We start from the raw sequence: 17,440 nt of genomic DNA, 5'->3' as shown, positions 1-17,440 counted from the left end.
TAACTCCTTATATTGAAAGTTCTTCAACCATAGCTAAAAACTATGAATTGAAGAACTTATCTTAAAATAAATGTAGACTTTAGCTTATTTAATTGAACTTGTTTTACATATTTCTCATTGTAAATGTCATACTTTCTATAACATTTGTTAATGCACTTGCAGTATCAAGTGATGTAAGACATGGGATACCATTTTCTACCGTAGTACGACGAATTTGGAAGCCATCTCTTTCCACTTCTTTACCTTTTGTCATTGTGTTGATCACGATTTGTACATCACCATTTTGAATACGAGTGAGTAAATCATTTTCGCCACCGATTTTGCCTACAACTTCTACTGGAATATCATTTTGATTTAATTTTTCAGCAGTCCCTTTAGTGGCTAAAATCTTATAACCGACTTCATTAAGACGATGCGCAATTTTAACAATTTCTTCTTTATCTTTATCACTTACAGTCATCAATACAGTTCCATGATCTTTAACTTCAAATCCACTACCTGTTAACCCTTTGTATAGCGCTTTTTCTAATGTTTGATCTTTACCCATTACTTCACCAGTTGATTTCATCTCAGGTCCTAAAGTGATATCAACATTTTTCAATTTATTAAAGCTGAATACTGGTGCTTTAACAAATACCCCTTCTGAATACGGTTGAATACCTTCTTTATAACCAAGTGAAGATAATTTTGTACCCATAATGGCTTGCATTGCGAGTTGAGCCATTTGAATATCAGTGATTTTACTTAAGAATGGTACAGTACGACTTGAACGAGGGTTTACTTCTAAAACATAAACACCGTCATGTGCAATCACAAACTGAATGTTAATTAATCCAACGATATTCAAGCCTTTCGCTAGTCGAATCGTATAATCTTCTAATGTCTCAATTTCTTCTTGAGATAATGTTTGAGGTGGATATACTGCGATAGAATCACCACTATGGACACCTGCACGTTCAATATGTTCCATAATACCTGGAATAATTACTGTTTCACCATCTGAGATAGCATCGACTTCGATTTCTTTACCAGTTAAGTATCTATCAACTAACACTGGATGTTCTGGGCTAGCTTTAACTGCTTGTGTCATATAGTTTTCTAATTCTTTATCATTATCAACAATTTCCATTGCACGACCACCAAGTACATATGAAGGTCTTACAACAACTGGGTAACCAATATTACGTGCATTTTCTAATGCTTCTTTTGGTGAAGTCGCAGTTTTACCTTGAGGTTGTGGTACGTCAATCGTATGCAATAACGCTTCAAATTCTTTTCTATCTTCAGCTCTGTTTAAATCTTCTAAAGATGTTCCTAGAATTTGCACGCCATGTTTAGCTAATTTATCTGCTAAATTAATAGCTGTTTGTCCTCCAAATTGTACAACGACACCTTTTGGTTGTTCTAGATTAATGATACTCATCACATCTTCTTCAGTAAGAGGTTCAAAGTATAATTTATCTGAAATAGAGAAGTCAGTTGATACTGTTTCTGGGTTATTATTGACAATAATTGCTTCATATCCAGCATTTTGAATTGCCCACACAGCATGTACTGTTGCATAGTCAAATTCAACCCCTTGCCCTATACGAATAGGACCTGAACCTAAAACTAAAATTTTCTCTTTGTCTGTAACAATGGATTCATTTTCAGTTTCATAGGTACCATAATAATATGGTGTTGTTGATTCGAATTCAGCCGCACATGTATCTACCATTTTGTATACTGGCGTAATATTGTTGTTAATTCTCAATTGATAGACGTCTTCTTCTGTCATATCAAATCGATGAGCAATGACTTTGTCACTGAAACCATAATCTTTAGCATATTTAAGATATTCTAAATCGCCTTGATGTGCTTTTAATTCATGTTCAATATTAATAATATTCTGGAATTTATTTAAGAAGAAATAGTCAATTTTAGTCATATTATGAATTTCTTCTAGTGTTGTACCACGACGAATGGCTTCACCGATGAAGAATAATCTTTCGTCATCCTGATGACTAATTCTTTCTTTAATGTAATCTAAATCAAAACTTTCTCCATTTGGTAATCCTAAGTGATGCACACCATATTCTAATGAACGAATTGCTTTGAGTAATGATTCTTCGTAGGTACGGCCGATTGCCATTACTTCACCTGTTGCTTTCATTTGTGTGCCTAATTCGCGTTCACCTTTTTCAAATTTATCAAATGGGAAACGTGGAATTTTAGAGATTACATAATCCAATGTCGGTTCAAATGCTGCATATGAAGTACCTGTAATTGGGTTTAACATTTCATCTAATGTTAATCCAACAGCAATCTTTGCAGCTAGTTTGGCAATTGGATAACCTGTTGCTTTAGATGCTAATGCTGATGAACGAGATACACGTGGATTGACTTCAATAATATAGTAATTAAATGAATCTGGATCTAACGCTAATTGAACATTACATCCACCTTCGATGCCTAAAGCTCGAATAACTTTTAATGAAACGTCTCTTAGCATTTGGTATTCCACGTCTGATAATGTTTGACTTGGTGCAACCACAATGGAATCACCTGTATGGATACCCACTGGGTCAATGTTTTCCATATTACATACTACAATGGCATTATCATTTTTATCACGCATAACTTCATATTCAATTTCTTTAAAACCTGCAATTGATTTTTCAATTAAACATTGTGTAGCTGGACTATAATGTAAACCATTTGTTACAACTTCTTTTAAATCATCATCGTTATAGCAAATACCGCCACCTGTACCACCCATTGTAAAGGCTGGTCGAACGATTAATGGATAACCCACTTCTTCTTTAAATTTAAAAGCTTGTTCAACTGTGTTTACAATATCACTTTCTGGTACAGGAACATCTAAATCATTCATCAATGTTCTAAATAGTTCACGGTCTTCAGCTTGTTGAATTGATTCTAATTCGGTTCCCAGTAGTTTCACATTATTAGCAGCTAATACACCACTGTCATGTAACTGAATCGCCATATTTAAACCTGTTTGACCACCTAAAGTTGGTAACAAAGCATCAGGTTGTTCTTTACGAATGATACGTGCAATAAAATCATGTGTTAAAGGTTCAATATATACTTTATCTGCAATTTCTTTATCAGTCATAATTGTAGCTGGGTTAGAGTTAACCAAGATCACTCTATACCCTTCTTCTTTAAGTGCAAGACAGGCTTGAGTTCCTGCATAATCAAATTCCGCAGCTTGGCCAATAATAATTGGGCCCGATCCTACTACTAAAATTGTTTGAATATCGTTACGCTTAGGCATTTACATTACGCTCCTTTTCGATGAACTCATTCATCATAGTAATAAACTCGTCAAATAAATAATTAGAATCACTTGGACCTGGTCTTGCTTCTGGATGATACTGAACTGAAAAGGCAGGTAACGTTTTATGTCTTAAGCCTTCAACAGTACCATCATTTAATGCAATATGAGTGACTTCTAAGTCTGTATTTTCTAATGAATCTCGGTCAATTGAATAACCGTGGTTTTGACTTGTAATGTCGACTTTACCTGTTCTTAAGTTTTTAACAGGGTGGTTGGCACCTCTATGTCCAAACTTCATTTTGAATGATGTAGCACCTTGAGATAAAGCAAATAATTGGTGGCCTAGGCAAATACCAAAGAATGGAATTTTGCCAAGAATACCGTTAATCATTTTCACAGCAACATCAATTTCTTCTGGATCTCCAGGACCATTAGATAGCATTACACCGTCTGGAGACATTTTGATGATTTCTTCTGCAGATGTGTTATAAGGTACAACAGTCACATTACAACCACGCATGTTTAACTCTCGAACGATATTTTGTTTTTTACCAAAGTCGAGTAAGACAACACTTAAATCTGAACCTGTAGAAACATAAGATGTTTTTGTAGAAACTGTCGATACTTCATCTCTAGGTAATTCAGTCGTTTTTAGATGTTGGACTAAGCTTTCAATGTCAGCTTTGTTATCTGTGAATCCGGCTCTTAATACACCGTGTTGACGAATCTTACGGGTAATACTTCTTGTATCTACCCCTGAGATACCTGGTATTTGGTATTGTACTAATACTTCGTGTAAAGTCTTTTGATTACGAAAATTACTAGGATGTGTACTTGCTTCTTTCACAACAACACCATTCAATGTTGGAGTTAAAGATTCAAAATCATCTCTATTGATACCGTAATTTCCAATTAATGGGTACGTAAATGTAATAATTTGACCCGTATATGATGGATCCGAAATCGTTTCTTGATAACCTGTCATAGCTGTATTAAATACAATTTCGCCAATTGAAAGTTCATCTGAACCTAATTGATACCCTTCATAATAAGAGCCGTCTTCAAATACTAGATAACGTTTTGAAAGCATCTATTTTTCCTCCTTAAATACTACTTCACCTTTAACCATTGTTAATACCGGATGTCCGAATACTTTTTCACCAATAAATGGTGTGTTGTCAGCTTTAGATAAGAAATCTTCACTTTTAATTTCTTTTTCATTTTCTAAATCAATAATTGTGATGTCTGCGTAACTATCTTTATGCAATTTACCATAATTAAGATTAAAGATAGTTGCCGGTTTAATTGTTAAGTAATCGATTAATTGTTTTAATGACCAATTACCATTTCTAACAAAGTGCGTATATAATAATGGGAATGCAGTTTCACTACCTACAATACCGAATGATGCTTTTGTCATTGGTTGTTCTTTTTCTTCTTTCGCATGAGGTGCATGATCAGTTGCGATACAATCAATTGTTCCATCTAATAAACCTTCTAATAATGCATCACGATCTTCTGTACTTCTTAATGGTGGATTCATTTTGTAATTTGCATCATCACCTGGCACATCATTTTCAGTTAATAATAAGTGATGAGGTGTTACTTCTGCAGTTACATGAATGCCTGCTTTTTTAGCGTCACGAATGACACGAACACTTTCTTTAGTAGAAACGTGACATACATGGTAATGACAACCTGTCGCTTCTGCTAATAGAACGTCTCGGGCAATTTGAACTGATTCACATACATTTGGGATACCTGGAATACCTAATTCCTCACTACGTTTACCTTTGTGCATAGCACCACCGTATATTAAACTATTATCTTCACAATGTGCTACGATAGGTTTTTTCACTTTTGCAGCTTGTTTCATAGCAGCATACATCATACTTGCTTGTTGTACACCAACGCCATCATCAGTAAAGGCAAACACACCTTCATCTGCTAAAGCTTGGAAATCTACTAACTCTTTACCTGCTTGTCTAGTTGTAATAGAAGCGTATGGTAAGACACGAATTTGTGCTGAATCTTTGATTTTTTCTCTTAACGCTCTTATATTTTCCACTGAATCTGGTACTGGTCTTGTATTTGGCATTGGACAGATAGTTGTAAAACCACCTCTTGCAGCTGCTTTCGTACCAGTTTCAATTGTTTCTTTATGTTCTCCACCTGGTTCACGTAAATGTACATGAACATCTACAAATCCAGGCGCGATTAAATTTCCTTTAGCATCTATAACTTCAATATTTTCAGATGAAGAATCAATTTTACTGCTAATCGTTTTAATTCTTTTACCGTCAATAAGAATATCCGTATTTTTTAATTTTCCATTTTTTATAATTTTACCGTTCTTAATTAGTTTCATGATTTAAATACCCCTTCCTTATTTTAAAAGCTCATCAACGACTGCCATTCTTAAATACATGCCATTTTCCATTTGTTTAAAGATGCGTGATTGAGGTGCCTCTACTAGGTCACTTTCAATTTCAACACCTCTATTGACTGGAGCTGGATGCATGACAATAGCTTCTTTCTTTAATTTATCATATCTTTCCTTAGTTAACCCATATTGTTGATGATAATTTTCAGCTTCAAAGTTAGCTTTTCCTGTAATGCCGTGTCTTTCGTGCTGAACTCTAAGTAACATCACAATATCAACTTTTTCAATCACATCATCAATGTTAACGTATGATGCTTCTATTGTATCATCTACCCATTCATCAGGACTCGCGAACATGACATTTGCACCTAAAGCTTTTAAACTATGGAAATTACTTCTAGCAACACGTGAATTTTTAATATCACCACAAATTAATACGTTTAAACCTTCGAATTTTCCGTATTCTTCATAAATAGTCATTAAATCAAGTAGGCTTTGAGTCGGGTGTTGTCCACTACCATCACCACCATTGGCAATAGGTATATTTAGTCCTTCCAAATCGTCATAATATGCATTTTGAGAGTGTCTGATTACTAACAAGTTTACACCAATACTTTCTAATGTCTTACAAGTATCATATAGTGATTCTCCTTTTTGTACAGACGACGTACTCGTTTCAAAATTAACTAAATTCAATCCTAGTTTTTGTTCGGCAACTTCAAAACTACATTTTGTTCTTGTTGAATTTTCAAAGAACAAATTAGCTACAAAATGATCTTTGTATTGTGGTACATTAACTTCTCCAGATTTAAACTGACTTGCTTTTTTGACTAAGCTATAAATTTCATCGTTTGATAAATCTTCCATTGATAATAAATGTTCCATTGTTTGCCTCCTCAGAATATCTAACTATTTTTTAGGTAAGATTAAATTTAAGATAATACCTGATAAAGCTGATAATGCCATTCCTTCAAGTTGTAAGTTAACGCCGATACCTTTTAAATTGATTAATAAATTTCCTATTCCAATAACTAAGATGACTGATGCAATCACTAAGTTTCTATTGTTAGCAAAATCAACGTTGCTTTCTACAATCATTCTTAAACCACTTGCTGCGATAATGCCAAATAATAATATTGACACGCCACCCATAACCGGTGTTGGTATGGAAGAAATAAGTGCTGTAAATTTACCAATGAATGCAAGTACGATTGCGATGACTGCAGCACCACCAATGACATAGATACTGTAAATTTTCGTGATCGCTAATACACCAATGTTTTCACCATAAGTTGTACTTGGTGGTCCACCTATAATACTTGCAACCATTGTGGATACACCGTCACCTATGATTGATTTATCTAAACCTGGATCTTTAAAGAAGTTTTTACCTACAATTTTGTTGATTACCATTTGATGTCCGATGTGCTCACTGACAGTTACAAATACAACTGGAATCATGACAAGCACTAATCCTAAATGGAAGGAAGGTACATAATCTTTAAATGGTAAGTAAATATCCGGGAATGCTAACCATTTTGCTTTTGCAATCGGTGCAAATTTAACCAATCCCATAAAGATAGAGACGATATAACCCACTATGATCCCTATTAATACAGGAATTAATGATAAGAATCCTTTGAAGAATCCTTGTACAACGATTGTTACAATCAGCGTAATTAATGCAACGACTAAATAGCTTAAGTTATAACCTTTCATGTCTGCAGAATTTTCATACATTGCCATGTTAACTGCAGTTGGTGCAAGGCTTAATCCAATGACCATAATGACAGGTCCAACTACAACTGGTGGTAATAAGTGCATCAACCAACCTGTCCCACTAAAACGCATTAAGAAACCAATAATGACGTACATTAAACCACTCATGAAGAGTGCGACTAACATGTCTCCTAAACTATGTGTACTTAATCCCGTAATGATTGGTGTGATAAATGCAAAGCTAGATCCCAAATATGCTGGAATTTTAGCTTTGGTAATAAGTATGTATAACAAAGTTCCAATTCCTGATGCTAATAATGCTGCTGAAATAGGCAGTCCGGTTAAAAATGGTACAAGTACTGTCGATCCAAACATTGCAAATAAGTGTTGCAAGCTTAAAAACGCCCACTGTGCTGGCTTTGGTTTGTCTTGTACATCTAATACTGGTTGTACCGTTCTTTCAAACATTTGTTCATTTTCCATGGTGATTCATTTCCTTTCATAAAAAAATCTCTTTACATACAGTTATGCAAAGAGACTAAAGCGAATGATATGAAGTATTTAAGCTATTTAAATACAGTAGTTAACATAATAATTCTATTGTAACTACTTTGCTCATATATTCATTTCACCTTTTTCAGTCTCTCGTACTGCTTTAAAAGGGATATTATTCTATTATAACTGCATTAGTTGAATCCTTTTCAGTTAAGTACACTTTAACGGATTCATCGCGTGCAGTTGGTATATTTTTTCCTACAAAATCTGCGCGAATTGGAAGCTCTCTGTGGCCTCGATCAACTAGCGTAGCTAATCCAATTTTAATTGGTCTCTCATGTAATAAGATGGCATCTAATGACGCTCTAACCGTTCTTCCAGTGTATAAGACGTCATCAATGATAATAACAACTTTTCCTGTAATATCTACATCTATTTCAAAAGCTTTGTCGAATGATTGCTTCGAAACATGATCGATATCATCACGGAATTGTGTAATATCAATTGTGCCTGTTGGTACAAGTTGTTGCTCTATCATATTTATTTTTTCTTGAATACGATAAGCTAAATATGCACCACGTGTTTTAATGCCTAGTAATACCAAATTCTCAGTACCTTTGTTATACTCTAATATTTCATGTGCAATTCGAGTAACTGTACGTTGAATTGCTGCTTCATCCATTATGATACGTTCAGACATTGTCTCACCTCTATCTCTTATTCATATCAAAAAAACCTCACGTCTTTAACAAAGACATGAGGTTGATATATAGATAATGCGTGATATCAATTTAGCCCTAGTGTAACTAAACAATATTCCACACATATTCTTAACTGTTTGTTATGCAATCATTCAATGATTGATCGTTAGTTATCATCTCATTAAATTAATAACAATCATGTATATCAGTATCATTTTCATGTCTTTGAAGCCTCTCTGGACTTATCTTTAAAGACTACTTTTATATTTAAACTGTTATTAGTTTAATCCTAAAGTTGCAAATAGTCAACGTCTTTTCTAATAAAATACTTGATTGATTAACATTTTTTAAATGTTTACTATATTATGTCATTTGCATCGCTAGCGGTATTTTATTTAATCACAGACTTGGTACGTTTTTTTATATTTTTATAATACAAAAGCATAACTAAAGTATTTGCAATTGCGATACTGATAATCATTACATCTTGATAACCATTAAAAATCATACTAATGATAAATGATAAAACCAACAGTATTGCGCCGATAATAATATATTTGATGTTTTTAAGTTCTTTATGAAAATATGTCGTATTAATCCAAACACCAATATAAAATAATAAAATACTACCATGCATCATACAGATTTCAAACTTTGAACTTAACTGATGAGAATCACTAAAAATAACAGCAGCATTTAAAATACCTAATGCGATATTAATTAATAAGTGTGTATAAACGAGTTGGAAACCAATGGTCGTTTGATGTAAATTAATATGACTTTCAGTCACTAACCAATATGTTCCGAATAAACTTACAACGATTAAAAATTGAAATATATAAATATAATTGAAATGCTCAATACTAATATAGATGTTAAACCAACTAAAACCTCACCAAATATAATAATCGTCAACAACGAGAATCTTTCAACTAAATGTGATAAATTCACAGGTGATTGATATAAATATTTTCGGTATGGAATCAAGCCTGTTGAAGCAATAAATAATCCTAAAAACCCTGGAATATAATGAATACTTTTTGGTAATACAAGAGATACTAATGAAAGGATTGCAACGATTAATGCAACAATTGCAAATGCCTGACACGTTTTATAATCAGATTTATGCTTTGTTTTATTTAAATGTAAACTATATTGAATACTTATACTCAAATATAGAATTCCAATACATAGAAAGAATGGAAAGAATGTTTTTTCGAAATCAGGATATAAACTATTTGATAAAAATACTAATACAAACAAGTTAAACATCATAAATATGACATCTTTAGTTGTCGTTTCTCCAAATCTATTTGTATAAAATGTTTGATGCGACCATAATATCCATAAAAACACACTCATAATGATATACTTTAAAAATAATTCAGATGATATGGTCCCCCCATGTACATTTAAAATGACATGTGCCATCTTCTGCATTGCATAAACAAATATTAAATCAAAAAATAATTCATGAAATCCCGCACTTTTCTCTTGTAAATGTCGAGGTTGATACGATGTTTCCATAAAGTTTGTTCCTACTTTCACTTTGTTTTCAACATATCATAGCATATTACATGTTATGTTCATATATTTTATTCTATAGAAACTAAAACTCATTTTATGATTACTCTATAAATGAACTTTCTACATTATTTAACATATTTCTTTTGATTATAAAAAAGCCCCTAAATGACAATGGGATATCATTTAAGAGCTGTGATAGTATTTATTATTTTTATGCCATTTTCTAGGCATCTCTTTTTCTAATATCGGCTAATAAATCTTCAAATTCTTGAGGTAACTCTGCTGTTCTTTCAATATATTCATGAGTAACTGGATGCTCAAATCCTATTACACCTGCATGTAAGGCTTGTCCGCCAATATCTAATGTTTTTTTAGGACCATATTTAGGGTCTCCAACTAATGGGAAACCGATATATTTCATATGCACACGAATTTGGTGCGTACGGCCTGTTTCGAGTTCACATTCTATTAAAGTATAATCTTTAAAATGTTCTAAAACGTTAAAATGTGTTACTGCTTCTTTTCCATCATCTACTACTGCCATCGCTTGACGGTCTTTTTTATTACGTCCAATAGGTGCATCCACTGTTCCATAGTCATGTGGAATATTACCATGAACTAATGCAACATATTTACGCTTAACTGATTTAGCCATTAATTGTTCAACTAAACCACGGTGTGCAATGTCATTTTTAGCAACCATCAATAAACCAGATGTATCCATATCAATACGATGCACGATACCTGGACGAATTTCACCGTTAATACCAGATAAATTTTTAATTTGATACATCAACCCATTAACTAACGTACCAGTGTAATGGCCTGGTGATGGATGAACTACCATCCCTTTTGGTTTATAAACAATAGCTACATCATCATCTTCATAATATATATCAAGATTTAAATTTTCCGGTGTGATATCTGCTTCAACGACTTCTTGTTCAGTCACAACGATATTGTCATTTTGCTTCACTTTATAATTGGGTTTGACCACTTTGTCATTAACTTTCACAAGATCTTCTTTAATCCAATCTTGAATTTGGCTACGTGACCAATCACTATTTAATTCTGGTAATACTTTATCTAATCTCTGTCCAACATGATTACTATCTGTAATCGTATATTCATACGTTTCCATAATCAGACCTCCTAACCTTTATTTGTTGTATCTTTAAGTAGTGCAATAATGACTAATATCACACCAATTGTTAAACTTGAATCGGCTACATTGAAGATAGGAAAATCATATCCAAAAATATTTGTATCAATAAAATCAACAACTTCTCCATTTAATAAACGATCAATGAAATTTCCTAAAGCACCTGCAAATAATAAACTTATCGCTAACTGCATAAATAAATTATATTGCGCTTCTTTTATAAAGAACAATACGAGCACAATTAAAATAATCACTGTAATAATATAAAAGAAGAACATTTTACCGCTTAATATTCCCCAAGCAGCACCATTATTTCTATGTGACGTTATATTTAAAAAATTGGGTATCACTTCGTAAGAATCGCCTATTTTCATTGAACTAGCAATAATCCATTTTGTCACTTGGTCAATGACTATGATTAAAAAGGCTACGAGTAATGAAATACCGACATAATATTTCTTTTTCATTCATGTTCCTCCATTCAGAACCATTCATCACTTTTTACAACAACTTTCATTATATCTTAAACAAGAGTATAAAAACAGGTTAGCTTCATAATAAATATTTGCTAAAACATATAGGAGTAAGGCAGAAATAATAAAGAAACACTAATCATTTATGATGAAGTGGTTCTTACGCATTTGCCACAGCTAATGTGTACTTTAAAATAGAAATACATGAGTGAAACTCATGCATAAGAAATACTAATTTCTAAAGAAAAAGTATTTCTTTATCGTTGTCCATCCCCAACTTGCATTGTCTGTAGATTTTCTTTTCGAAACTCTCTATGTTTGGGGCCCGTCCTCACGGCAAGGTTGACTTGAAATGAAAAAGCTTAGTACATTAGACCGTCTTTGTAATTTATTACTTAGACGGTTTTATGCATGAACTTTAGTTCATGTATACCTCTAAAGCTTAATTTGAACACATGAGTCAATACGCATGTGTAAGTCAACTACTGCCTAAATATGAATGTAACTTGAAATATATTAATATCCTAGCCTGCACTCATTTCATCATTAGGATATATGTTGATTTTCTTTAGTATGAATATATTGATATTGATCAACGTCATTCGCTGGTATAGTTCTATTTGATATTTCATATGGCTTTTTAAAATTCATTTCTGAAATGTATAATGATTGATCCTCGTTCACTTTTTCAATATAGGCTACATGACCATATTTCCCTTCAGTCGTCTGTAAAATCGAACCTTCTTTAGGATGTTGATTGACTTTATATTGATCTTTTTTAGCATTTTTCGCCCAATCTTTAGCGTCATGCCAAGAGTTTGCAATTTGATGATGGTCTTCTCTCACCTTATCGAAAACATAATATGTACATTGTCCTTTTTGATACGTATTATATTTCATCGGATTAAAATCGAATAAATGATTTTTAGGTTCAGTCATATCTTGATTATTCAAACCATCAAAAATTGCTGCTAGCGTTAGGCTAATCGTAATAAATAACATCCAAACAATACTTTTCTTCACTTCATCACGCTTCTTTTATAAAATTAAATCTAAAGTATATCCCATCTGGTCCTTTGATATTTAAATGTGTCGTTTCAGGATAATGAAAGTCTACAAGCGCTAAGCCATAAGAATGTGCATTATCCACCCGTTTGGTTCCAGAAATCCATTGATTTAGTGCTAAATGATGATGATAATGTTGTGAGGATAAAAAGAGCGAGTAATCATCCATATACGCAGATTCTTCCAAACCAAAATAATTGAAATAGTATGGTTTAACTTCAGAAATACGAATCGACTTCAAATGCAAGGTACCTATTTTTGCGTCATCTGGTATACCATGCCATTTTTCATCTGATACTTCATTTAATAAACGTGGTACATTAATTGGTACGATATTAAGTAACACTTTGTCATCTTCATAATGCCATTCTTCAAAATCTTGATCGACATAGAACTTCAAACCATTTCCTTCTGGATCTTCGATAAATAGAGATGTGGCTACACTTTGTTCCCCACCATTTACCGGGATTTCATAGTCGCTTAATTGTACTAACAAATCAGCTAAATCCGATAATGAAGGCAGCATAATGCCTATATTGAATAACCCAGCTTCTGACATTAGAGGTTCTCTACCATTAGCAATTTCATTTAAAGTAATAAAATGGTTTGACATGCCCACTTCATATTGAATACTTGTCATCGTTTCATTGACAATATTAAATCCTAAAATCTGTTCGTAAAATGGTTTTAGCGCATCTTTATCTCTCACATTAATCGTTATTCCGTTGACAAAATTTGCATCTTTATTATGAAACATTCCATGTACCTCTTTCAAAATAACTTATCTATATAACTATCTTTACTTATGAATTATGACTCATATTTTAAATATTATGCAAAAAAAATCAAAACAAAAGCAACTTAATTGCAATGCTTATCAATACGATTTATTTATACCCATACTGTCTCAAGTCGTTGCAAAATAAAAACTGTTAGCAAAATCATTCGACTTTGCTAACAGTTTGAATATTACATTAACGATTAAATTAGTGTTTTAACGACTTCTTGGCAACGTGGACATAAATGATCTAGTTCACCAACAGAACCTAATTGATCACTATAGTTCCAACATCTTTCACATTTTTCACCTTCTGCATGTTCAATACGGATGTCACCATGTTGATATGATACGCCGTTATCAACTTGATCAACAACCTCCGCTTGTGACGTAATGAATAATTGTTGTAAATCATCAAATTGTTGTAAGAACTCTGTAGCATTAAAGTCTTGATTACTACCAATCACAACTTTAGCTTCTAATGATTTACCAATTACTTTTTCATTACGTGCTGCTTCTAAAGCACGGTTCACATCATCACGTAAATTCATAAATGTATTCCATTTATCTAATAATTGTTGATCTACCTCTTCAACTTTAGGCATATCAGCTAAGTGAACACTTTCCTCTTTAACGTGAGGTGTATGTGACCAAACTTCCTCTGCTGTATGCACTAAAATTGGTGCAAGCAACTTAGTCATATCAACTAAGATTTGATAAAGTACTGTTTGCATACTACGACGTTTATGTGAAGAACGTTCTTCGATATATAGAATATCTTTACCATAATCTAAGTAGAAGTTACTTAATTCAACATTAATAAAGTTTTGAACTTCTTGATAGATATTAAGATAATCAAAGTTTTCATAATTGTTAATTGTACTTGCAGTAAATTCACGTAAACGATGTAATAAATAACGATCTACTTCTAATAACTCCGCTTCAGCAATGCTATCAGTTTCAGGATTGAAATCACTCACATTACCTAACATAAATCTTAATGTATTTCTGATTTTACGATATACATCAGATGTTTGTTTTAAGATTTCATCTGAAATACGTACATCTGCTAAATAGTCTGTACTACTTACCCAAAGACGTGCAATATCAGCACCTTTTTGTTTAACGACTTGATCAGGAACGATGACATTACCTAATGATTTACTCATTTTCTTACCTTCTCCGTCCATAACGAAACCATGAGATAATAAGAATTTATATGGTGCTTGTCCTCTTGTAGCAACAGAAGTTGTAATAGATGAGTTAAACCAACCACGGTATTGGTCACTACCTTCAAAGTATAAGTCAGCTGGGAAACTTAATTCTGGACGTGTTTCAAGCACACCTCTATGAGATGAACCAGAATCAAACCAAACATCCATGATGTCATTTTCTTTCGTAAATTCACCATTTGGACTACCTGGATGTGTGAAGCCTTCAGGTAATAAATCTTTGGCTTCTTTTTCAAACCAAATATTAGAACCATGTTGTTCAAATAAATCTGCAACGTGATTTACAGTTTCTTTGGTCAAGATGATGTCACCATTTTCTGCATAAAACACAGGAAGTGGTACGCCCCAAACACGTTGACGTGAAATTACCCATTCACCACGGTCACGAATCATATTATAAATACGTGTTTTACCCCAATCTACTTTAAATTGAGTATCTTCAATTGCATCTAAAATGTCTTGTCTCACTTTATTAATAGATGCAAACCATTGTGGTGTTGCACGGAAGATAACTGGTTTTTTCGTTCTCCAATCGTGAGGATAACTATGCGTAATAAAGTTTAATTTTAACAATGCATCTTTCTCAGTTAATAAGTCTGTTACTGCTTTATTCGCTTTATCATAGAACATACCTTCAAAAGGTCCACCTTCTTCAGTGAAGACACCTTTATCATTTAATGGACTAATCACTGGTAAATCATATTTTTGTCCAACAATGTAGTCGTCTTCCCCGTGTCCAGGTGCTGTATGAACACAACCTGTACCAGCATCAGTTGTAACATGTTCACCGTTAATAACTAATGAAGTACGATCTAAGAATGGATGTTGTGCTTCAACATATTCCAATTCTTTACCTGTAAATTCTTTTTCAAGTTGAATCGTATCTTGATCCCATTCTAAAGCTTCTGCTACTGTTTCAGCTAATGCTTGAGCAATAATATATTTTTTGCCATTTACATTGTATTGTCCGTATTTTAATTCCGGATGAACAGTAATCGCAACATTAGAAGGAATTGTCCAAGGTGTAGTTGTCCAGATAATGAATTGAGCATCTTTATCTACTACACCTTTATCATCTTTAACATCAAATGCAACGTAAATTGATGCTGAACGTTTATCATGATATTCGATTTCCGCTTCTGCTAGAGATGATTCACTAGATGGTGACCAATAGACTGGCTTTTTACCTTTATAAATAAGTCCTTTTTCTGCCATTTCACCGAATAATCGAATTTGAGCAGCTTCATATTCAGGTTTCAATGTGATATATGGATCGTTAAAGTCACCACGTACACCTAGACGTTTGAAATCTTTCTTTTGAATTTCAATTTGCTCTAGAGCGAATTCTTTACATTTTTCTCTAAATTCGGCTGTAGACATTTTTTTACGATCTACACCTTTTTTAGTCAATGCTTGTTCAATTGGAAGACCATGTGTATCCCAACCTGGAACATATGGTGCATAAAAACCTTGCATTGTTTTATAACGTACAATAAAGTCTTTAATAATTTTGTTTAATGCATGACCCATATGTAAACTACCATTCGCGTATGGTGGTCCATCGTGTAAAATATATGAGGCATTACCTTTGTTTTTCTCTAAAGCTTTTTGATATTGATTGTCTGCATCCCATTGCTCTTGGATTTTTGGTTCTTTATTTGGTAAACCGCCTCGCATTGGAAATTCTGTTTTGGGCATTAATAACGTATCTTTATAATTCATATACTTTCATTCCTCCTAATTATAAAAAAGAACTCTAAGTTCAATTAACAGGGACGGTTATACCGCGGTACCACCCTGATTAACTCAACTTAGAGTTCTCTCTTGGTTCTTTATTCATCATTATCAGTCAGTGATATAAGAAACAGTCTTATATTAGGCTCACACCATTTCCTAATTCGCTGTAATAAGTGTAGTGTTTCTTACGTGTCTGACTTCAAATTTAATTATTATTTTAAACTCGTTGATTCGGATTGACTTGTACTTGTTGAATCGCTTTGAGACGTTGATGTAGTCTCTGAAGTTTGTGTTGATTGTGATTGACTTTGCGCATTATTTTTCATAGCTTTTTCTTCTTCTGTTAAATCGTTATCATTCAAATGATGAATATCTTCTAAAGTGACCTGTTCAGCATCTAAATCATAATTTAATAAGTAATCCCAATCTTCATTCTTCAATAAGTCTAATTGCGCTTCAACTAGCATACGGAAACGTGATCTAAATACTTTAGATTGTCGTTTCATATCTTCAGTTTGGAAAGCTAAGCGACGTGCTTTCTCGATTGCATCGTTAACAATTTGGTCTGCTTGCGCTTGTGCTTTAGCAATTGTTGCCTCTGCATCCTTATTCGCTGCTAATTTTGTTTCTTCACCAGCTTTTTGAGCTTGTACTAAAGCATCGCTAACTGATTGGTGAACATCTTGATAAGACTTAATATTAGTATCTCTTTCTTCGATGACTTTTTCAAGTTGTTTTTTATCTTCTTTTAAACGTTCTATTTCAGTACTTAACTGGTCTAAATAGTTTGCAACTTCAGTAGGTTCTAAACCATTTTTCACACGAGTAAACTCTTTGCTTTTAATTTCACTTGGTGTAAAAGGCATTGTGTATCCTCCTTAATTTTAC

At 33.1% G+C, this 17,440-nt stretch carries 12 protein-coding genes and 1 pseudogene; all 13 read right to left on the bottom strand.

Annotated features, from left to right (window positions below; genetic code table 11):
* Positions 1 to 103: 103 nt before the first annotated feature.
* On the bottom strand, positions 104 to 3,277 hold the full coding sequence (gene carB / locus ACJQQZ_RS03180) for a carbamoyl-phosphate synthase large subunit (RefSeq protein WP_002450605.1): 3,174 nt from the start codon (positions 3,275 to 3,277) through the stop codon (positions 104 to 106).
* Positions 3,270 to 4,370 (bottom strand): carbamoyl phosphate synthase small subunit, encoded by a 1,101-nt coding sequence (locus tag ACJQQZ_RS03175; protein WP_124228368.1) that lies wholly within the window; start codon positions 4,368 to 4,370, stop codon positions 3,270 to 3,272. Before ACJQQZ_RS03175 ends, carB begins: the two co-directional genes overlap by 8 nt.
* Positions 4,371 to 5,648 carry a dihydroorotase gene (locus tag ACJQQZ_RS03170; protein WP_124228369.1) on the bottom strand — a complete coding sequence of 426 codons (1,278 nt, stop codon included), beginning with the start codon at positions 5,646 to 5,648 and terminating at the stop codon, positions 4,371 to 4,373.
* Positions 5,649 to 5,666: 18 nt separating this feature from the next.
* A complete protein-coding gene (locus ACJQQZ_RS03165) occupies positions 5,667 to 6,548 on the bottom strand; it encodes an aspartate carbamoyltransferase catalytic subunit (protein ID WP_145505173.1) in 882 nt (293 codons plus the stop codon).
* Positions 6,549 to 6,572: 24 nt separating this feature from the next.
* Positions 6,573 to 7,865: a uracil-xanthine permease family protein gene (locus ACJQQZ_RS03160; protein ID WP_124228371.1), complete on the bottom strand. Its 1,293-nt coding sequence runs from the start codon at positions 7,863 to 7,865 to the stop codon at positions 6,573 to 6,575.
* Between the two features lie 184 nt (positions 7,866 to 8,049).
* The gene (pyrR, locus tag ACJQQZ_RS03155; RefSeq protein ID WP_075779022.1) at positions 8,050 to 8,577 is read right to left on the bottom strand and encodes a bifunctional pyr operon transcriptional regulator/uracil phosphoribosyltransferase PyrR; all 528 of its coding nucleotides are present in this window, start codon (positions 8,575 to 8,577) and stop codon (positions 8,050 to 8,052) included.
* A 392-nt stretch (positions 8,578 to 8,969) separates the two neighbouring features.
* Positions 8,970 to 10,105 (bottom strand): annotated as a pseudogene (locus tag ACJQQZ_RS03150) (low temperature requirement protein A).
* A 223-nt stretch (positions 10,106 to 10,328) separates the two neighbouring features.
* Positions 10,329 to 11,246: an RluA family pseudouridine synthase gene (locus tag ACJQQZ_RS03145; RefSeq protein WP_075779020.1), complete on the bottom strand. Its 918-nt coding sequence runs from the start codon at positions 11,244 to 11,246 to the stop codon at positions 10,329 to 10,331.
* Positions 11,247 to 11,257: 11 nt separating this feature from the next.
* Positions 11,258 to 11,734 carry a signal peptidase II gene (gene lspA, locus ACJQQZ_RS03140; protein WP_075779019.1) on the bottom strand — a complete coding sequence of 159 codons (477 nt, stop codon included), beginning with the start codon at positions 11,732 to 11,734 and terminating at the stop codon, positions 11,258 to 11,260.
* Positions 11,735 to 12,286: 552 nt separating this feature from the next.
* Positions 12,287 to 12,763: a CHAP domain-containing protein gene (locus tag ACJQQZ_RS03135; protein ID WP_408023064.1), complete on the bottom strand. Its 477-nt coding sequence runs from the start codon at positions 12,761 to 12,763 to the stop codon at positions 12,287 to 12,289.
* A gap of 4 nt (positions 12,764 to 12,767) precedes the next feature.
* Positions 12,768 to 13,562 carry a VOC family protein gene (locus ACJQQZ_RS03130; RefSeq protein ID WP_107533195.1) on the bottom strand — a complete coding sequence of 265 codons (795 nt, stop codon included), beginning with the start codon at positions 13,560 to 13,562 and terminating at the stop codon, positions 12,768 to 12,770.
* 224 nt (positions 13,563 to 13,786) lie between these two features.
* The gene (ileS, locus tag ACJQQZ_RS03125; RefSeq protein ID WP_124228374.1) at positions 13,787 to 16,537 is read right to left on the bottom strand and encodes an isoleucine--tRNA ligase; all 2,751 of its coding nucleotides are present in this window, start codon (positions 16,535 to 16,537) and stop codon (positions 13,787 to 13,789) included.
* Positions 16,538 to 16,764: 227 nt separating this feature from the next.
* On the bottom strand, positions 16,765 to 17,418 hold the full coding sequence (locus tag ACJQQZ_RS03120; RefSeq protein ID WP_002450619.1) for a DivIVA domain-containing protein: 654 nt from the start codon (positions 17,416 to 17,418) through the stop codon (positions 16,765 to 16,767).
* Positions 17,419 to 17,440 lie beyond the last annotated feature (22 nt).

It is taken from the genome of Staphylococcus sp. KUGN1 (assembly GCF_045984185.1).
In the GTDB taxonomy this organism is placed as follows: Bacteria; Bacillota; Bacilli; order Staphylococcales; family Staphylococcaceae; genus Staphylococcus; species Staphylococcus warneri_A.
This window is presented reverse-complemented; position numbering and strand designations above follow the sequence as displayed.